The sequence below is a fragment of the Bradyrhizobium sp. AZCC 1588 genome (assembly GCF_036924735.1).
Lineage (GTDB): Bacteria > Pseudomonadota > Alphaproteobacteria > Rhizobiales > Xanthobacteraceae > Bradyrhizobium.
On sequence record NZ_JAZHSC010000001.1, the window covers coordinates 4,841,950 to 4,860,836 of the forward strand.

The following is an 18,887-nucleotide window of genomic DNA, read 5'->3' on the forward strand; positions in this document are numbered from 1 at the left end:
CCTGTGAGGCTGCGCCAGTTGAAATGATGGTCGACCATGGGAGGTGATCCGGTTAGACACGGCGGCTAGCTAAGCGCCACAGCGCTTGTCATGCCTTGGCAATCCATCTTGGACGCAACGTGCGCTACTCCTTGTTCATAAAGCTGCGGGCTGCGAAAGTATCTCCTTAAGCATTGATCAGTGAGGCGATCGCCTCTCGGATCCAGCGTTGTCCGCTGTGTCCCTGACTGCGCTCGTGCCACACCATCCCGACGGCGAAGCCTTCCACGGGGAACGGACAGTCCATCACCTTGAGCGTGTCGGAACGGTCGCGTACCAGCCTTTCCGGCACCAGAGCCACGAAGTCCGAGCTGGACACGATTTCGGGAACGAACAAGAATGAAGCGGCAGATAGCACCGCATTGCGCTTGTATCCGAGAGCAGCCAAAGCGCTATCCACCGGTGTCACGAAGCCGCCGCCACCAAGGGACACGACTACGTGCTCCAGCCTGGCAAATTCTTCGACCGTGATCCCTTTCCGTAGTCGCGGATGCTTGCGGCGGCCGATAAGCACATAGCGTTCGTCGAACAGATGCCTGGTACGAAGACTGGGCGGCGCATCCTGTGGTGTCATCAGCACCAGGTCGACTTCACCGCGTGCCATCTGCGCCTCTAGCTGCGGCAGATCCAGATTGCGCAGCGCCACACGCACCCCGGGTGCCCGTGTTCTGAGTTCCACGACGAGCGGCTTGATCACCGCTGCCTGCAAATAGTCTGTGCAGGCGATGGCGACGGTTAGCTTGGCCTTGGCGGGATCGAAGTTCCTGTGCGTGGCGACGGTGGCGCGAACCTGGTCGAGCGCCTGGCGCAACGGGTCGAGCAGTTCGATTGCCTTGGCGGTCGGTGTCATCCCTCGCTGAGCGGGAATGAGCAATTGGTCATCGAATTCATGCCTGAGGCGGTGTAGCTGCGCGCTTACCGCTGGTTGGCTCAGATGCAGGCGGGCCGCCGCCTTCGTGACGTTCTGCTCCACCAGCAGCGTCTCGAGAGTGACCAACAGATTGAGATCGAGGCGCTTGCTATCCATTGGATGGATAGTAGCCGAACATTTCTACGATTTCAAAATATAGCTCGGATCAGTCGAGACTTCGTGCACCAGGGCAGACCCGCGCCGCGCTCACCTGCGAGGCCATGGTGAGATCGGGCGGCAGCGTTTCACGCCCTCGAGAAAAGGAGAAATAGCATGATCCAGGCCGATACCTCCAAACCTTTGATAACCGTAGTCGGTGCCTCGAGTAAGCAAGGTCGAAGCGTCGCCGAGGCCTTGCTCGACAGCGGGCGCTACCGGGTGCGTGCCCTGACTCGGCGCCGCGATAGCCAGCCCGCGCAAATCCTGGCGGAGAAGGGCGCCGAAGTCGTGGTCGCGCCGCTTGAACCCGGCAAGCAGGCTGAACTGACCGCGGCTATGCGCGGCTCGGCCGGGGCGTTTTTGATGACGCCACCCATCGTCAAGGTGCCGCCCGCTGAACTTGAGTTTACTCTCGGCAAGGAATTGGCCGATGCGGCGGTGGCCGCTGGCGCCGGACATGTGGTTTTCAGCGGGCTCGAAAACGTCGAAGCGCGCACCGGCGGTACCAAGTGGGCGCCGCACTTTACTGACAAGGCGAAGGTGGCAGACTATATTCGCAGCCTGCCCATTCGAAGCTCGTTCGTGTACCTGGCGTTCTTCTACACCAACTTCCTTGAATATTATGTGCCGCAGCGCGGGAAGGACGGCATCACGTTTGCCATCTACTTGCCGCCGCACATCCCCATGCCGTTCTGTGATCCGCTCACTGCGGCTGGGCCGGCGGTGCGCGAGATTTTCGATCACCCGACGCAATACGCCGGCCAAACCTTGCCGGTTATCGGCGAGTTTCTCTCGGCGCAGGACATGGTGGACACGTTTGTGCGCGTCACCGGGCAGCGGGCGCGCTACGCCTCCGCTTATTCGCGCGAAGATTTGTTGCGTCACTTTCCGGGTTTTGCCGCCGATGAGCATCTCGTGCGCGAGTTGGTGGGCATGGTCGAATACGCCGTCGAGTATGGCTACTTCGCCCCCGAGCGCGACCTGACGTGGAGCCGGAAAATCGATCCGCATGTGTTGACGTGGGAGCAATTCCTGAAACGCAGTCATTGGCAAGGCGACTTGCTGTCTTATGGCGCCGCTCCTGAGCCCGATCACGCCCAACTTGCACCGATATGAGAAGGCTGCCGCCGGCTGACTGAGGTGCAGGCGGCGGCCGCCTTACCAACAACGCCTGCTATCCATGAGATGGATGGTAGCCAAAAATTTTAGCGATTTGAGAATAAGCGCTCAGACCAGCAAGAAATTCACTGCTCCATAACGCCAATAAAAGGCGCCGGTGCAGTCGCAAGCCTACTCGAGCACACAAGGCGGGTCGTACTCGTCGAGATTGATCTATTCGTCGATCTGCGCGGCTCGTTCTGCCCCTCGCCGAAGGGCCGCGGCGCGCAAGCGTTCCGCGTCCTACGGGCGCTCGACGTTTGGCCGCGGCCAACCACTGTTAGCGCCCGGGCTCCGGCGCGTTACCGGGCGCTGCATTGGCGGAATGGTTGGTCAGTGGCTTCAGTCCCGTGACGGTGCGCAACAGAACATAGAACACGGGTGTCAGGAACAGGCCAAACACCGTGACGCCTATCATGCCAGAGAAGACGGCCACGCCCATAGCTCGGCGCATTTCCGAACCGGCGCCGGTCGAGAGCACGAGAGGCAAGACGCCCATGATGAATGCCATCGAGGTCATCAGGATCGGACGCAGCCGCAGGCGGCTTGCCTCGATCGCTGCCCGGATCGGCGAACGACCTGCGAACTCCAGTTCGCGCGCGAACTCGACGATAAGGATCGCGTTCTTGGCAGACAATCCGACCAGCACGATCAACCCGATCTGGGTGAAGACGTTATTGTCGCCCTTCGACATCCAGACGCCGAACATCGCGGCAAGTAACCCCATTGGCACGATCATGATGATCGACAGGGGCAGGGTCAGGCTCTCATAGAGCGCAGCCAGCACCAGGAACACGAGGAGGATCGCGAGTGGAAAAACCCAGATGCCGGAGTTGCCGGCGATGAACTCCTGATAGGTCAGGTCGGTCCATTCAAAGGCGAAGCCGGGCGGTAGCACTTCGGCGGCGATGCGCGTGGCCGCTTCCTGAGCCTGGCCGGAGGAATAGCCGGGCGCTGCCGCGGCGTTGACGTCGGAGGACAAGAAACCGTTGTAACGGATCGCGCGTTCAGGCCCGGCGCTCTGGCGAATCTTCAAGAGCGCCGAGAGCGGGATCATGTCGCCGGAAGACGAGCGCACCTTCAATTGCCTGATGTCGTCGGCCCGCGCGCGGAACGGCGCGTCGGCCTGCACACGGACCGAATAGGTGCGGCCAAATTTGTTGAAGTCGTTGACGTAGTACGAGCCCAGATAGATCTGCAGCGTGTTGAAGACCTCTGTCACGGGCACGCCGAGCTGCAAGGCCTTGGTGCGGTCAATGTCGGCGAACAACTGTGGCACGTTGACCTGGAAGCTCGAGAAGACGCCGGCGATTTCCGGTGCCTTCTGCATCGCGGCCATGAACGCCCTTGTCGCCTCGTTCAGCGCGTCATAGCCGAGGCCGGCGCGGTCCTCGATCTGGAGCTTGAAGCCGCCGATGGTGCCGAGCCCGTTGACCGGCGGCGGCGGGAACATGGCGATGAAGGCTTCCTGGATCCCGGCATACTTCTTGTTCAGCTCGGCCGCGATCGCGGGGCCACTCAACGCGGGATCGTTGCGCTCGTCGAACGGCTTCAACGTGGAGAACACGATTCCGGCGTTGGAGGAGTTGGTAAAACCGGAGATCGACAGGCCGGGAAACGCCACCGAGCTCTCGACGCCGGGCTGCGTCAGCGCAATGTCGCTCATCTTGCGGATGACCTCTTCGGTGCGGTCGAGCGTGGCGCCGTCGGGCAGGCGTGCGAAGCCGACGAGGTACTGCTTGTCCTGACCCGGAACGAAGCCGCTCGGCACCTGCTGGAAGAGCAGTGCGGTCAGGCCAATCAGGAGCGCATAGGCGCCCATCACCGCCGCCTTGCGGGAGATCACTTTGGACACGCTGCCGCTATAATTTTCCGAGGCGCGCGCGAAGGCGCGGTTGAAGCCGCGGAAGAACCAGCCGAGCCCTTTTTCCAGAACGAGGGTAAGCCTGTCCTTGGGCTCATTGTGGCCCTTGAGCAGCAACGCCGACAATGCCGGCGACAACGTCAGGGAGTTGATCGCGGAGATCACGGTCGAAATCGCGATCGTCAGCGCGAACTGCTTGTAGAATTGCCCGGTGAGGCCGGAGATGAAGGCGAGGGGAACGAATACGGCAATCAAGACCAGAGCGATTGCGATGATGGGGCCGGAGACCTCCCGCATTGCCTGGTAGGTTGCGTCTCGCGGCGACAGCCCAGCCTCGATGTTGCGCTCGACGTTCTCGACCACGACGATAGCGTCGTCGACGACGATGCCGATCGCGAGCACAAGGCCGAACAGGCTGAGCGCATTGATGGAGAAGCCGAACATATGCATCACGGCAAACGTGCCGACGATCGACACTGGCACGGCCAGGAGCGGAATGATGGAAGCCCGCCAGGTTTGGAGGAACAGGATGACCACCAGTACCACCAGCGCGATCGCTTCCAGCAGCGTGTGGATCACCGCCTCGATCGACGAGCGCACGAACTGTGTGGGGTCGTAGACGATCTGGTAAGATACGCCCTCTGGCATGTTCTTCTTGATCTCGGCCATGGTGGCGCGGACGTGGTCGGAGATCTGGAGCGCATTGGAGCCCGGCGCCTGGAAGATCGGGATCGCCACGGCCTGTTTGTTGTCGAGCAGCGAGCGCAGGCCGTATTCGGACGCACCTAATTCGATGCGCGCGACGTCACGCAGCCGCACCACCTCGCCGCGCGAACCGGTCTTGACCACGATGTCGCCGAACTGTTCTTCACTCGCGAGCCGACCTTCGGCGTTGACCGACATCTGAAGGTCGATGCCCTTGACGCTCGGCGAGGAGCCGACCACGCCGGCGGCGGCCTCGACGTTCTGCGCCTGGATTGCCCTCACGATGTCGCTTGCGGTCAGGCCGTGCTCGGCGGCCTTCTGCGGGTCGACCCAGACGCGCATCGAGTAGTCGCCGGAACCGTAGAGCTGGACATCACCGACGCCGTCGATCCGCGCAAGGCGGTCCTTGACGTTCAGCACCGCGTAGTTGCGGAGATACGTCATGTCGTAGCGGTTGTTTGGCGACAGCAGGTGCACGACCATGGTAAGGTCGGGCGAGCTCTTCTTGGTGATAATGCCGAGCTGGCGAACTACCGCCGGGAGGCGCGGTTCGGCCTGCTGCACGCGGTTCTGCACAAGCTGTGTCGCCTTGTCAGGATCGGTGCCGAGGCGGAACGTCACTGTCAGCGTCATCGCCCCGTCGGTGGTTGCCTGGCTGCTCATGTAGAGCATGTTCTCGACGCCGTTGATCTGTTCCTCGATCGGCGTTGCCACTGTTTCCGCGATCACCTTCGGATTGGCGCCGGGGTAGGTCGCGCGCACCACCACGGAGGGCGGCACGACGTCCGGATACTCCGAGATCGGCATGGCAAAGAGCGAGATCAGGCCGGCCAGGAAGACCACGATCGAAAGCACACCGGCAAAAATCGGCCGATCGATGAAGAACTTTGAGAAATTCATTGCGATGCCCCAAGCGCTGACGGTCGTTAGCGCTGCACGATTTGCCGGTTGCCGGCGTTCGATGCTTGCCGCGGTCCGCGCGAGCCCATCTCCGCAATTTCGGTCTTCAGGAGCGCGCCCGGGCGTACCCGCTGTAGGCCGTTCACGACGATGCGGTCACCGGATTTTAGGCCACCCGTCACGATGCGGAGCCCGTCGACGGCGCCGCCGAGCGTTATTCCGCGATAGACCGCGCGGTTATCATCGCTGACCACCATAACGAACTTCTTGTCTTGGTCGGTGCCGATGGCTCGCTCGTCGATCATCACCAGCGTCTGTTGCTGCGGCTGGCCCATCCGCACTCGCGCGAACTGACCTGGAATGAGGCGTCCATACTCGTTCCGGAATACTGCGCGGACGCGTATGGTGCCGCTCTGACCATTGACCTGGTTGTCGATCAACTGGATATGGCCTTTGGCCGATGTGCCGCCAGAGGTGGTCATCTCGACGGGTATTTGATCAAGATTGCCGCGCTTGCCCGAATGATCTGCGATGGAATTCAGCGCCCGCAGCACGATCTCTTCGTCCGCGTCGAAACTCGCATAGATCGGGTTGACAGAGACCAGAGAGGTCAGGACCGGGGAGGCGGTCCCTGCGGCCACGAGATTTCCGATGGTCACCTCGATCTTACCGACGCGGCCATCGACGGGTGCGCGGACTTCGGTGTAGTCGAGATTGAGCTTTGCAGCCTGTAGCGTCGCCTCGGCCGCCTTCACATTGGCGAGCGCTTCGCGATTGGCGTTGTCGCGCTGATCGAAATCGCGCCGCGTGACGACGGCGTTGCCGACGAGCTGTGCGCCGCGCTCGACTTCGCTCGCAGTGAAGATCGCGCGCGCCTTTGCTGCCTCGAGCTGCGCGCTCGCCTTATCGACTTCGGCGGCATAGGGCGCCGGATCAATCTTGAACAGGATATCGCCGGCTTTCACCAGCGCGCCCTCGGCAAAGTTGGCCGACAGGATCGCGCCAGCGACACGTGGGCGGAGCTCGACGCGGTTGACGGCTTCGAGACGTCCAGAGAAATCATCCCACAGCGCGGTCCGACGCGGCTCGATCACCGCGATCGTGACGGAGACGGCCTGCTCGGGTGCGGTTCCGGTGGTCGCCTGGGCTGCATGAAAATAGCGGCCGCTCGCGATCGAAGCGGCCGCCGCGAGGACGCCGATGATGGCAACGCCGCCGACAACGCGTCTGAATCGACCGGAACGGAAGGCAGTGGTGGCTGGGGGCATTTGCGCGCTCCATAAATGTAGTGTTCGCTACAGATATGGGGCTGGACGACGGTCCGCAAGATACTTATGTACTGCACACTACGAAAATCTTATGTCGCAAGCCGCAAGACTGGAAATCAAATAAAAGAACCACAATAAATCTAGAAGGTTAGAGGATTGAACGCCGAGCGGAAAACGGCGTCGGCTTCAAGGGAGTAACGCGAATGGCCATGGGACGCCCGAGAGAATTCGACGCCGATGCCGCATTGGATCAGGCGATGGAAGTCTTCTGGAGACATGGCTATGAGGGCGCGACCATTGCCCAGCTTACCGAGGCGATGGGCATTAACCCGCCGAGCCTCTATGCGGCATTTGGAAATAAGGAAGGTCTCCTGAAGGCTGCCCTCGACCGGTACACGGCCAAACGTGCGGCCTGGATGGAGGGGGTTTTGAGCGCGCCGACCGCCCGCGACGTCGCGGAGCGGATGCTCATGGGCACCGCAGACAGCCAAACCGATCCCGACAATCCGCCTGGTTGCCTGCTCGTGCAGGGAGGCCTTGCCTGCGGCACCGGTTCGGAGAACGTTCCCTTCGAGCTCGCAGCGCGCCGTGCACTGACCGAGGATCAGCTGCGCGAACGCTTCGTCAGGGCGAAGAAGGAGGGCGATCTGAAGCAGACCGCCGACGCTGCCGCGCTGGCGCGCTATCTCTCGGCGGTATCCGCCGGCATGGGCGTGATGGCATCATCGGGCGCCGATCGCGAAGCACTGCGGCAAGTGGCGAACGTTTCCGTTAAGGTCTTCGAGGAACAGTCGACGAAACGTTGACGGTGCCGCAGTTCAGCCTTCTGGGATGCAGCCCCCGCTCCACGGCGGTGGCCCCGAACATGCTCTACTGCGCCGTATTCCTCAAAATGAGTTGCGTACCTCAAATTACCTCTGCTAGCCTTCAGCCCCATGAAGGAGCCGGACGGCCCTCTCACGCTCAGGGACATCGCCCGCCAGGCTGGCGTCAGCCTCGCGACGGTCGATCGCGTCCTGCACAACCGCCCCGGCGTGCGGCCCGACACGATCCGCCGCGTCAAGGAGACGATCGCGCGCAACTCCTTCCAGCCGCATGTGGCCGGCGCCGAGCTTGCCCGTGGCCGTGCCCGGCGCTTCGCCTTCGTGATGCCGTCGGGGCCGAACCTGTTCATGCAGCAGATCCAGTCCTATCTCGGCGAGATGTCAGGCTGGCTGTCGGCCCGCCGCCTCGCGGTCGAGTTGGTCGCAACCGACGTGTTCGACGCCTCCGTTCTCGCGAGCTCGTTGGAGGCTCTTGCCGGCGAATACGACGGCGTCGCGGTAATCGCGCTGGATCATCCGAGCGTGCGGGCCGCCATCAACGATCTCGTCGATGGTGGCGCCAAGGTGGTGACACTGGTCTCCGATGTGCCGTCGTCGCGCCGTCACTATTATGTTGGCATCGACAATATCGCCGCCGGGCGCACCGCGGGCGCGCTGGTCGGCCGCCTCGTTGGTCCGCGATCCGGCAAGGTCGCGATCGTCGCCGGCTCGCAAGGTCTGCGCGACCATGCCGAGCGCATCTTCGGCTTCAATCAGGTGATGGCGTCGGAGTTTCCTGGGCTCAACGTGCTGCCCGTGCTCGAAGGGCGCGACGAGGACGAGCGCTCGGAACAGCTCATGTCGCGGCTGCTCGGCAGACATCCTGACATCGTCGGCCTCTACAATGTCGGCGCCGGCACGCAAGGCGTTGCCAAGGCTCTGATCGATTCCGGCCGCGAGAAGCAAGTAGTGTTCGTCGGACACGACGTCACCGTGCTGACGCGCAAGCTCTTGTTGCAAGGCGTGATGGATGCGGCGATTTCGCAAAACCCGGGACATGAGGCCCGCGCCGCCGTGCGCGTGCTGCTCGCGCTCGCCCGCGGCGAGCCGATCCTGAGTGAGCAGGAGAAGATCCGGATCGACATCGTGATGCGGGACAATCTCCCGTAGCCTGCAGAACTGATTTGCAAGACGGCCCGGTGTTGGGAAGGCGACAAAGATCGCCGATCGGGCCGGAAGGGAGGACAACGACGTGTATCTCGGGATCGACATCGGCACGTCCGGTGTGAAGGCGGTGCTCTTGAACGAGGCTGGCGTAATCGTCGCGACAGCCGCGCGCGAGCTTGCGCTCTCGCATCCCGCACCGCTGTGGTCCGAGCAGGATCCGGACGCCTGGGTTGATGCGGCGATCGGCGCCGTCGACGATCTCGCGTCCGCTCATCCGCGCGACGTCGCGCTGGTGCGTGGCATCGGTCTCTCCGGCCAGATGCACGGCGCTACCTTGCTCGGCGAGGACGGGCGTCCGCTGCGTCCGGCCATCCTGTGGAATGACGGTCGCTCCCTTGCCGAATGCGAGAGGCTCGAGGGGCGCTGTCCTTCGCTCCACACCGTCGCCGGCAATCTCGCGATGCCAGGCTTCACCGCGCCAAAGCTGCTCTGGGTGTCCCGCCACGAGCCTGAGATTTTCGAGCGGGTGGCAAAAGTGCTGCTGCCAAAGGCCTACGTGCGCTACCGCCTGACCGGCGAGATGGTCGAAGACATGTCGGACGCCGCCGGGACGCTCTGGCTCGATGTCGGTCAGCGCCGCTGGTCTGCGTTGCTGCTACATGCCACCGGGCTCGATCTTCACCACATGCCGCGCCTGGTCGAAGGCAGCGAGATCAGCGCGGTACTCGCTTCCGAATTTTCGAAGCGCTGGGGCATGGCGAAAGATGTTGTGGTTGCCGGCGGTGCAGGAGACTGTGCCGCAAGCGCGATCGGGCTCGGCGCCATCACGCCCGGCGATGCATTCTTGTCGCTGGGAACTTCAGGCGTCGTGTTTCGTGTCACCGACAGTTTTGCGCCGGCGCCCGCGTCGGCTGTGCACGCCTTCTGCCATGCGCTTCCGGGTCTCTGGCACCAGATGGGCGTGATGCTGGCGGCGGCCGCCTCGCTCGCCTGGCTTTCGGGCGTCATGGCGACGCCTGCCGCCGCGTTGCTGGCGCCGCTCGGCGAGACCGTCCGCGGCCCGAGCCCGGTCAAGTTCCTTCCCTATCTCGACGGCGAGCGCACGCCGCACAACGACGCTGCTGCCAGCGGCGCGTTCGTCGGCTTGCGTCGTGCGACGGGGCGCGATCAAATCGTTCAGGCTGTGCTCGAAGGCGTGGCCTTTGCTGCGCGCGACAATCTTGCGGCGCTCGGCGATGCCAGTTCGGCGATCACCGAAGTCGATCTCGTCGGTGGCGGATCGCGCTCGGCGCTGTGGGCGCAGATCTGCGCCGACGTGCTCGGCATTTCCGTGCACCGCGTCGAGGAGGGCGAGGTCGGTGCAGCGCTTGGCGCGGCACGGCTCGGCCGGCTTGCCGCCACAGGCGAAAACCCTGCCCAGGTCTGCACGCGTCCGCGGCGGCTTGCGAGCTTCTTGCCGCGAGCGTCCGCCGCAGCCGCCTATGATGAAGCCTATCACCAGTGGCGACAACTATATCCTGCGTTGAAGGAGTTCTCCCTGTGAACGTGTCACCCAAATTCTTCGGGGCGAGTGCGCCGACCGCCTATGGCGGCAAGGACGCCAAGAGCCCGCTCGCCTTCCGCTGGTACAATAAGAATCGCATCGTTCACGGGCAGCGGCTCGAGGACCACCTGCGTTTCGCCGTCTGCTACTGGCACTCGTTCTGCTGGCCCGGCGGCGATCCTTTCGGGGGCGAGACGTTCGTGAGGCCCTGGCATCATGGTGCGGATGCGATGGCAATGGCGCGCGCCAAGGCCGACGTCGCTTTCGAGCTGTTCCGCCTGCTCGATGTGCCCTTCTTCACCTTCCACGATGTCGACGCCGCGCCGGAAGGCGCCTCGCTGGCAGAGTCCGTTGCCAACCTCAACGCCATCGCCGATCTCTTCGAACAAAAGATGGCATCGAGCAAAGTGCGGCTGCTCTGGGGCACGGCCAATCTGTTCACACATCGTCGCTACATGGCGGGCGCGGCGACCAATCCGGATCCGGACATCTTCACCTATGCCGCCGGCCAGGTCCGCGCCGCGCTTGAGGTAACGCATCGGCTCGGCGGTCAGAATTATGTGCTCTGGGGCGGACGGGAAGGCTATGAGACGCTGCTCAACACCGACATTCAGCGCGAACTCGATCAGCTCGGCCGCTTCGTCTCGCTCGTCGTCGAGCACAAGCACAGAATAGGGTTCAAGGGACCGATCCTGATCGAGCCCAAGCCGAAGGAGCCGACCAAGCATCAATATGATTTTGACGTCGCCACCTGCTACGGCTTCCTTCAGCGCTACGACTTGCTGAAGGACGTCAAGCTCAACATCGAGCAGAACCACGCCATCCTTGCCGGCCATTCGTTCCAGCACGAGGTCGCACTTGCCGGGGCGCTCGGCGTGTTCGGCTCGCTCGACATCAACCGCGGCGACGACCTGCTCGGCTGGGATACCGACCAGTTCGCGATGAACGTGCCGGAGCTGGCGCTGGTGTTTCATGAGATCCTGCGCCGTGGCGGTTTCACGACCGGCGGTCTCAATTTCGACGCCAAGATCAGGCGTCAATCCATAGACCCGGACGACCTGATGCACGCCCATGTCGGCTCCATGGATGCCTGCGCGCGGGCGTTCCTCGCCGCGGCCGACATGCTCGATGCTGAGGCGCTGACGAAGCCGGTCGCGGAGCGTTACGCCGGATGGGCTGAGCCGGAGGGGCGCGCAATTCTCGCCGGCCAGCGTTCGCTCGCCGATCTCGCCGATCGGGCGCTGGTAGCCGGCTTCGATCCACAGCCGCGCTCGGGTCGTCAAGAATATCTGGAATCATTGGTCAACCGGTATGTCTGAAGCGAGGCTGAGCATGACAATCCCGTGCGCAAACGGGCAACCGGTCCTGGAGCTGACAGGGATCGGCAAGGAATTCGGCGCGATCCGCGCGCTGCACGATGTCGACATGCAGGTCTTCCCCGGCGAGGTCGTCGGCCTGATGGGAGACAATGGCGCCGGCAAGTCGACACTCGTGAAGATCATCGCCGGCAATTTCCGCCCCACCCATGGCGAGATCCGCTTCGACGGCAATGCAGTCCATTTCTACCGCCCGATCGATGCCCGCGCAGTCGGGATCGAGGTCGTCTATCAGGACCTGGCGCTCGCCGACAATCTGACGGCGGCGGCCAACGTCTTCCTCGGCCGCGAGCTCAAGCGCAAATTCGGTCCATTCGCCTTCCTCGACCACAAGGCGATGGCGGTGCGCGCGCTGCAGTTGTTCGGCGAGCTGCGCTCCGAAACGAGGCCGGATGACCTCGTCAAGCAGATGTCGGGTGGTCAGCGCCAGGCGGTTGCGATTGCGCGGACGCGGCTTTCCAACGCCAAGCTCGTAATGATGGACGAGCCGACGGCCGCGATCTCGGTGCGCCAGGTCGAACAGGTCCTGAGCCTCATTCATCGCCTGAAAGAGCAAGGTGTCGCCGTCATGCTGATCTCCCACCGCATGCCCGACGTCTTCGCAGTCTGTGACCGCGTCGTGGTCATGCGCCGCGGCGAGAAACGGGCGGACAAGCCGATCGGCGACACCAGTCCTGAGGAAGTCACCGCCCTGATCACGGGCGCAAAGGAGGCAGCGTGATGGCTATGCCCCTGGAATCCCCGATCTCGTTTACCAATGTCGGTCGTATCAGATGGTGGCAGCGTGGCATCTTCGCTTCGCAAACCGGTTACGTTCTGCTCGCGCTGCTGGTGCTGCTCGTCGTGATGCATTTTGCCAGTCCATATTTCTTCACCGAAGGCAACATGCAGAACGTGGCGAAGAACTTCTCCTTCATCGCCATCGCCACGCTCGGCGTCACCTTCGTGATCATCACCGGCGGCATCGATCTCTCGGTGGGATCGATGATGTGCTTCTCTGCGATGATCACCTCCATGGTCATGTCGAGCCTGTCGACGCCGGGCATGCCCGGCGCGGCGCTGTTCGTGCATCTTGCCGCGGACGGCAAGACCGTGGTCGCCAATGTGCCGGGGCTGATTCTGCTGGTCTCCGTTCTTGCCGGACTGGGCACCGCGCTGATCGCAGGTCTCATCAACGGCTTCTGCATCGCGGTGCTCGGGCTGTCACCCTTCGTCACCACGCTCGGCATGCTCTCGATCGTGCGCGGCCTCGGCTATGTCGTCTCCAACGGCCGCGGCAGTTTTCCAGGCGGGCCGGACGCCGATTATTTCTACGCGCTCACCTCGGGCGATCTGTTCGGCGTACCCGCGCCCTTCATCTATCTCGTGATCCTCGCCGTGGTGATGGCGGTCGTGCTGCACCATACGACCTTCGGCCGCCACGTCTTCGCGCTGGGTGGTAACGAGAAGGCAGCCGAGCTGACTGGCATTCCGGTCGTGCGGGTGAAGATCGAAGTCTATGTGATCTGCGCGCTCGCCGCAGGCCTGCAAGGCATTGTGGTCTCCGGCTGGCTCGGGTCAGCGCCTGCGAACATGGCAACGTCCTACGAGCTCACCATCATCGCTGCGGCCGTCATCGGCGGCGCCAACCTTGCAGGCGGCATCGGCGGCCCGCTCGGAGCCATCGTCGGTTGCGTGCTGCTGGAAGTGATCCGCAACGGCCTCGTGCTCGCGCAGGTCAGCTCTTACTGGCAGCAGACGCTGGTGGGGGTGATCATCATCCTGGCCGTGCTGGTCGACCGCATCCGCTCACGCATGACTTAGCAGTTACTCCGGGAGGACAACGAACGCATCGTCTATCCGCTTTCCGGGGCATCAATTTCAAATGGATAGGCACAAAAGTGTGGAGGGAAGCAATGAGGAAGTTTCTTTTTGCCGGCATGGCCATCGCGATGATGGCCACCCCGGCATTGGCGCAGACCTACAAGTTCGTGATCGTGCCCAAGGCGATGAACAATCCGTTCTTCGACGTCGCGCGCGACGGCTGCCTGAAGCGCGCCAAGGAGCTCGGCAACGTCCAATGCATCTACAAGGGGCCGGTCGAGCATGAACCGGCGACGCAGGCGCAGATCATCCAGGATTTCATCACGCAGAAGGTGGACGGCCTTGCGATCTCGGTCGCGGATGTCGCGGCGATGACGAAATCGATCGAGGCAGCGACCGCGGCCGGCATTCCCGTCATCACCTTCGATGCGGATGCGCCTGGCTCGAAGCGGATCGCCTATATCGGCACCAACAACAAGGACTTTGGCCTCGCGCTTGGCAAGCAATTGCTCCAGCTCAAGCCCGAAGGCGGCAAGTATGCCGTCGTCTCCGGCGGCCCCGGCGCCAAGAATCTTGCCGAGCGCGTCGACGGCGTACGCGAGGCGTTGAAGGGTTCGAAATGGGTCGAGGTCGCGGGTTCGCCGACTTTCTGCAACGACGATCCTGCGCTCGCGGTCCAGCAGATGGCGGATTTGCGCACCGCCACGCCGGATCTCGGCGCGATCGTGCCGGTCGGTGGCTGGCCAATGTTTGCGCCGGAAGGCTACAAGGCCTTCGTCAACAAGAACAGGAAGGACATCGACGCCGGCAAGCTGACGCTCGTCGTCGCCGATACGCTCAAGATGCAGCTTGAACTCTTGCGTGACGGCTATTCCAACGCGCTCACCGGGCAGCGCCCCTTCGAAATGGGCGAGAAGGCAATGGATACGCTGCTGGCGATCAAGAAGGGCGAGAAGGTTCCCGAGGTCATCCATACCGGCCTTGACCTCGTGACCAAGGACAACGTCGCTCAACTCTTGAAGTAGGAACGTTCGCAGCCCCAACGTTCCTGCGCTACACTCCCTCTCCCGGGTGCGGGAGAGGGAGTGCATGTTTCGACCATGGATCCTGGAATGAAGCGCACGCGACTTGCGGATGGACTCGACGTCACGGCGATTGGTCTCGGAACCGCTCCTCTCGGCGGACTGTTTGCGCCGGTCAGCGACAGGGACGCGGAAGCCACGATCGAACGCGCCTGGTCGCTCGGTGTCCGCTTCTTCGATACTGCGCCGCTCTACGGCTTTGGATTGGCCGAACGTCGCCTGGGCAGTTTTCTGCGCCAGCAGGACCGGGAATCCTTTGCAATCTCCACCAAGGTCGGCCGTTTGCTGCGCCCGGCCAGTGCGGCTGCGGAAGACGATCACTACAAGGGCACGCCGGCCGAGCGGCCGGAATTCGATTTCAGCTACGACGGCGTGATGCGTTCAGTGGAGCACAGCCTCGACCGTCTCGGGCTCGACCGCGTCGATGTATTGCTCGTCCATGATCCGGATGACCACTATGAGGATGCAGTCGCCGGTGCCTTCCGCGCGCTCCGGCGCTTGCGCGACGATGGCACGGTCAAGGCGATCGGCGCCGGTATGAATCAATCCGAGATGCTCGTCCGCTTCGCCGAAAGGGCGCCGGTCGATTGCTTCCTGCTGGCGGGCCGCTACACGCTGCTCGACCAGGGCGCGGTGACGACGTTGTTTCCGATCTGCCGTGCGAAGAGCATCGGCATCATTCTAGGCGGCATCTACAACAGCGGTATCCTCGCGAACCCGCGCGACGGCGCGAAGTTCAATTACGAAGACGCCGATGCGGCGCTCGTCGCCCGCGCGCTGGCGCTGGAGGCGCTGTGCCGCAAGCATGGCACCGAGCTCAAGGCCGCCGCAGTCCAGTTCTGTATGGCCCATCCGGCGGTAACGGTCGCGCTGCTGGGCGCGCGCAGCGCTGCGGAGGTTTTGGATAACATCGCGATGGCCGAGCGGTTGGTGCCGTCCTCCTTCTGGCAGGAGCTGCGCGAGCGCAAATTGGTCGACGCGTCCGCACCACTGCCGGGCGGAGCCTGACCCATGGTGATCGACGGTCATCAGCATTTCTGGGATCCCGCGCGCGCCGATTATCCCTGGATGGAGGCGCCTGAACTCGCGCGGATCCGCCGCGCCTTCGGCCCGAGCGATCTCGCGCCGCTGCTTCGCGCCAACGGGATCGATGCGAGCATTTTGGTGCAATGCCGTTCCTCGATCGAGGAGACCGAGGAATTCTTGCGCGTCGCCGCTGCGACGCCCTTCGTCATCGGTGTGGTCGGCTGGGTCGACCTGACGGGCGGCACGGTCGACGAGACGCTCGAACGGCTGCGCGGCTCGCCCGGAGGCGAAAGGCTGGTCGGCATTCGTCACCAGGTGCACGATGAGCCCGATCCTGATTGGCTGCTGCGCGAGGACGTGCAGCGCGGCTTGAGCGCAGTGGTTGCGCACAATCTCACCTACGATCTCCTGGTGCGCACGCGAGAAATGCCGGCCGCGATCGCAACCGCGCAGGCGTTTCCGCAAGGGCGCTTTGTCCTCGATCACGCCGCCAAGCCGCCGATCGCTGAGGGATTCAGCCGTGAATGGGCCGATCGTCTCGTCGTACTCGCCGCTTGCGGCAATGTCTGGTGCAAGATTTCGGGTCTCGCCACCGAGGCCAGGTGGAACGACTGGGATGCGGAACGTCTGCTTCCGCTCGTCGCGCACGCCGCCAAATGCTTTGGCGAGGATCGCCTGATCTTCGGCTCCGACTGGCCGGTCTGTCTGCTCGCCGGCAGCTATGGCGAGATCAAGAGCGCGCTCGAGGAGTGCCTGATGAAGCTTGGCCCTCAGGTACGCCACAAGGCGTTTGGGGCGAACGCTCAGCGGGCTTATCTTATTCCTCCTCGTGTGGGAGAAGGTGGCGCGTAGTGTCGCTGTTCTTATTTGGAAACCACACCCAATCTATTGAAATTGATCGAGCGTATTCTTGGCATTTTTCCAAACGCGCCTTGAAAATCATTGAATAATCAAGCTGATTTTGACTCCGCCATTCGGGGCGAAAGCCGGGCGATGTTCGACAATCCGGTGTCATTGACAGGTATGATGGCCGCAAGGAGCCGTCTTCGCTCGATCGGTTGCACTGGCGTTCCGCGGTGATTACAAATTATGCAGCTCGAGTTAAAAAGGCGGCAGATGATGCCGTGGTGCTCAATCGAATAGGGCAGTAGCACTGTCGCGATTGGAGTGCGCCGCAACGATGCGCTGCATCATATCGACGAATACGGCTTGCTCCCGTTCACTTAAATTATCGAGCGTGGCGCGGTGCGCAGCCCGCGCCGAAGCCTCGATTTTTGCCAGAAGCGCCGCTCCCGCCGGCGTCAATCTACAGAGCCGCGCGCGGCGATCCTCATCATCTACGGGTCTCTCGACGAAATTGCGGGCGGCCAGTCGCTTGAGCGCTCCGGTCGTCGTCGTCCTGTCCAGCGCAATATCGGCCGCCAATGTGGTCTGATCGGCGGTTTTCCGCACCGCAAGCGCCGAAAGCAGGCTGTATTGCAGTGGTGTGATCTCGAACTCACCGCATGCTTCCTGAAATAGCGCGACATGGATCTGGTGCAGCCGCCGGATCAGAAAGCCCGGTCGTTCTGACAGCGGCCACGGGCGATGTCTGGTCTCGCCATGACGCTTCTTTGCTTTCCGCAACGCACTCTCCCAGCCTTGGAACATCGATGCGAGTAGCTCGATTCGATGGGCTTCGCCACGGGAAGATCATGGCATGAAGTTTGCTCTTGTAGAATACGAAGTATGCTTCGTATTCTGTCGCGGGGCGGGGTAACACCGCCGGCGAAGACAGGGGAGATTATTCATGTCGATCAGCGCCACCTTCGACCAACTCCTGCGCGGCGGCCGCGTGATTTGGCCCGGCCTCCGGTATCGACGGCATCAGGGACGTCGCTATCCGCAATGGCAAGATCGCGGCGGTGCAGAGCGACATTTTACCGACCAGCGCCCGAGAGGTGATCGACGTGACCGGCAAGGTGGTATTGCCCGGCCTCATCGATACCCACGCGCATGTCTATCAATATGTCACCGGCCGCTTCGGCATGAATGCCGACATGGTCGGCGTCCAGTCCGGCGTGACGACGTTGGTCGATCAGGGCGGTCCGTCCTGCATGACGCTGCCCGGCTTCCGGCATTTCGTTGCCGAGCCTGCGAAGTCGCGCGTTTATGCATTCCTGTCGGCTTATCTGGTCGGTGGGCTCGAAGGCCACTACTATCCGCAACTCTATAGTCCTGAAGGCGTCGATATCGACGCCACGGTGAAGGCGGCGACGGCCAATCTCGACATCGTTCGCGGCATCAAGGCCCATGCGGAGATCGGCGGCTTCGCGCGTTGGGGCATTCGCGTCATCGAAATGGCGGCCGAGATCGGACGCCGCGCCGATTTGCCGGTCTATGTGCATTTCGGCCAGCTCTGGGGCCTGCCTGAGAGTGGTACCAATGGCGAAGACGTCGATACGATTTTGGCGCGCGTGCTTCCTTTACTGCGAGAGGGCGACGTACTGGCGCATCCGTTCACGCGCCACCCCGGAGGCTTCGTCAACCGCGAGGGTGAAGTGCATCCGGTGATTCAGGCGGCGCTCGATCGCGGCTTGAAGGTCGACGTCGGTCACGGCAGTCATTTCTCCTATCGTCTCGCCAAAAAAGCGATCGCCGCCGGTATCATCCCCACCACGCTCGGCGCGGACATTCACGGCTACAACACCCACGTGCCTGCGCCCGCCGGTACGCCCGACCAGCATGAGGACGACGAGAATCATCCGTTCGCCGGCCAGGCCAAGTTCAGTCTGGTCCAGGCGATGAGTTCGATGATGGCGCTCGGCCTCGCGCTGGAGCAGGTCGTGCCGATGGTCACATCCAACTCGGCCAGGATGCTCGGCCGTGCTGACGAAATCGGCGCCCTCAAGATTGGCAGGGACGCCGACGTCTCGGTGATCGGAGAGCGAACCGGACGATTTGTCCTTCGTGACAACGAGAACAATGAAGTGATCGCCGAGCGTCTGCTGCAGCCTGAGTTCTGTCTGCGCGCTGGTGCGCGATACGACGCAGTAGCGCCAATTCTACCGCAGGCCGTTGCGGCCTGAGGAGGTCACGTCAAAT

At 62.8% G+C, this 18,887-nt stretch carries 14 protein-coding genes and 1 pseudogene; 11 read left to right on the forward strand and 4 right to left on the reverse strand.

Annotation, left to right across the window (positions count from 1 at the left end; translation table 11 throughout):
• Positions 1-166: 166 nt before the first annotated feature.
• Entirely contained in the window at positions 167-1,066 is a 900-nt protein-coding gene (locus V1277_RS22735; protein ID WP_334418194.1) for a LysR family transcriptional regulator, read from the reverse strand.
• Positions 1,067-1,222: 156 nt separating this feature from the next.
• Here V1277_RS22735 and V1277_RS22740 point away from each other — a divergent pair, with 156 nt between their 5' ends.
• On the forward strand, positions 1,223-2,224 hold the full coding sequence (locus tag V1277_RS22740; RefSeq protein WP_334418195.1) for an NmrA/HSCARG family protein: 1,002 nt from the start codon (positions 1,223-1,225) through the stop codon (positions 2,222-2,224).
• Positions 2,225-2,546: 322 nt separating this feature from the next.
• On the opposite strand, the gene V1277_RS22745 is transcribed toward V1277_RS22740, so the two are convergent.
• Positions 2,547-5,735: an efflux RND transporter permease subunit gene (locus V1277_RS22745; protein ID WP_334418196.1), complete on the reverse strand. Its 3,189-nt coding sequence runs from the start codon at positions 5,733-5,735 to the stop codon at positions 2,547-2,549.
• 26 nt (positions 5,736-5,761) lie between these two features.
• On the reverse strand, positions 5,762-7,003 hold the full coding sequence (locus tag V1277_RS22750) for an efflux RND transporter periplasmic adaptor subunit (RefSeq protein WP_334418197.1): 1,242 nt from the start codon (positions 7,001-7,003) through the stop codon (positions 5,762-5,764).
• Between the two features lie 203 nt (positions 7,004-7,206).
• Here V1277_RS22750 and V1277_RS22755 point away from each other — a divergent pair, with 203 nt between their 5' ends.
• The 9 genes from V1277_RS22755 to V1277_RS22795 all read left to right on the forward strand — a co-directional run bounded on the left by V1277_RS22755 (position 7,207) and on the right by V1277_RS22795 (position 16,655).
• Entirely contained in the window at positions 7,207-7,809 is a 603-nt protein-coding gene (locus tag V1277_RS22755; RefSeq protein ID WP_334369790.1) for a TetR/AcrR family transcriptional regulator, read from the forward strand.
• Positions 7,810-7,938: 129 nt separating this feature from the next.
• Positions 7,939-8,976: a LacI family DNA-binding transcriptional regulator gene (locus V1277_RS22760; protein WP_334369789.1), complete on the forward strand. Its 1,038-nt coding sequence runs from the start codon at positions 7,939-7,941 to the stop codon at positions 8,974-8,976.
• A gap of 82 nt (positions 8,977-9,058) precedes the next feature.
• A complete protein-coding gene (gene xylB, locus V1277_RS22765) occupies positions 9,059-10,516 on the forward strand; it encodes a xylulokinase (RefSeq protein ID WP_334418198.1) in 1,458 nt (485 codons plus the stop codon).
• Entirely contained in the window at positions 10,513-11,835 is a 1,323-nt protein-coding gene (gene xylA / locus V1277_RS22770) for a xylose isomerase (protein WP_334418199.1), read from the forward strand. Before xylB ends, xylA begins: the two co-directional genes overlap by 4 nt.
• Positions 11,836-11,848: 13 nt before the next feature.
• Positions 11,849-12,613 (forward strand): ATP-binding cassette domain-containing protein, encoded by a 765-nt coding sequence (locus tag V1277_RS22775; RefSeq protein WP_334369786.1) that lies wholly within the window; start codon positions 11,849-11,851, stop codon positions 12,611-12,613.
• Positions 12,613-13,695: an ABC transporter permease gene (locus V1277_RS22780; RefSeq protein ID WP_334418200.1), complete on the forward strand. Its 1,083-nt coding sequence runs from the start codon at positions 12,613-12,615 to the stop codon at positions 13,693-13,695. The genes V1277_RS22775 and V1277_RS22780 overlap by 1 nt, the downstream gene beginning before the upstream one ends.
• Positions 13,696-13,787: 92 nt before the next feature.
• The gene (locus V1277_RS22785; protein WP_334418201.1) at positions 13,788-14,720 is read left to right on the forward strand and encodes a sugar-binding protein; all 933 of its coding nucleotides are present in this window, start codon (positions 13,788-13,790) and stop codon (positions 14,718-14,720) included.
• An 87-nt stretch (positions 14,721-14,807) separates the two neighbouring features.
• Positions 14,808-15,785 (forward strand): aldo/keto reductase, encoded by a 978-nt coding sequence (locus V1277_RS22790; protein ID WP_334418202.1) that lies wholly within the window; start codon positions 14,808-14,810, stop codon positions 15,783-15,785.
• A gap of 3 nt (positions 15,786-15,788) precedes the next feature.
• The gene (locus tag V1277_RS22795) at positions 15,789-16,655 is read left to right on the forward strand and encodes an amidohydrolase family protein (RefSeq protein ID WP_334418203.1); all 867 of its coding nucleotides are present in this window, start codon (positions 15,789-15,791) and stop codon (positions 16,653-16,655) included.
• Between the two features lie 279 nt (positions 16,656-16,934).
• On the opposite strand, the gene V1277_RS22800 is transcribed toward V1277_RS22795, so the two are convergent.
• Complete coding sequence (locus V1277_RS22800) at positions 16,935-17,429, reverse strand: MarR family winged helix-turn-helix transcriptional regulator (RefSeq protein ID WP_334418205.1); 495 nt, start codon at positions 17,427-17,429, stop codon at positions 16,935-16,937.
• Between the two features lie 163 nt (positions 17,430-17,592).
• Here V1277_RS22800 and V1277_RS22805 point away from each other — a divergent pair.
• Positions 17,593-18,871 (forward strand): annotated as a pseudogene (locus V1277_RS22805) (amidohydrolase/deacetylase family metallohydrolase).
• Positions 18,872-18,887: the final 16 nt, after the last annotated feature.

What these genes read in the sequence shown, in the direction of transcription:
- V1277_RS22780 (WP_334418200.1), top strand. Translation starts at nt 12,613, where the DNA reads ATGGCTATGCCCCTGGAATCCCCGATCTCGTTTACCAATGTCGGTCGT.
- V1277_RS22785 (WP_334418201.1), top strand. Translation starts at nt 13,788, where the DNA reads ATGAGGAAGTTTCTTTTTGCCGGCATGGCCATCGCGATGATGGCCACC.
- V1277_RS22795 (WP_334418203.1), top strand. Translation starts at nt 15,789, where the DNA reads ATGGTGATCGACGGTCATCAGCATTTCTGGGATCCCGCGCGCGCCGAT.
- V1277_RS22790 (WP_334418202.1), top strand. Translation starts at nt 14,808, where the DNA reads ATGAAGCGCACGCGACTTGCGGATGGACTCGACGTCACGGCGATTGGT.
- V1277_RS22740 (WP_334418195.1), top strand. Translation starts at nt 1,223, where the DNA reads ATGATCCAGGCCGATACCTCCAAACCTTTGATAACCGTAGTCGGTGCC.
- V1277_RS22745 (WP_334418196.1), bottom strand. Translation starts at nt 5,735, where the DNA reads ATGAATTTCTCAAAGTTCTTCATCGATCGGCCGATTTTTGCCGGTGTG.
- V1277_RS22735 (WP_334418194.1), bottom strand. Translation starts at nt 1,066, where the DNA reads ATGGATAGCAAGCGCCTCGATCTCAATCTGTTGGTCACTCTCGAGACG.
- V1277_RS22760 (WP_334369789.1), top strand. Translation starts at nt 7,939, where the DNA reads ATGAAGGAGCCGGACGGCCCTCTCACGCTCAGGGACATCGCCCGCCAG.
- V1277_RS22750 (WP_334418197.1), bottom strand. Translation starts at nt 7,003, where the DNA reads ATGCCCCCAGCCACCACTGCCTTCCGTTCCGGTCGATTCAGACGCGTT.
- V1277_RS22775 (WP_334369786.1), top strand. Translation starts at nt 11,849, where the DNA reads ATGACAATCCCGTGCGCAAACGGGCAACCGGTCCTGGAGCTGACAGGG.
- V1277_RS22755 (WP_334369790.1), top strand. Translation starts at nt 7,207, where the DNA reads ATGGCCATGGGACGCCCGAGAGAATTCGACGCCGATGCCGCATTGGAT.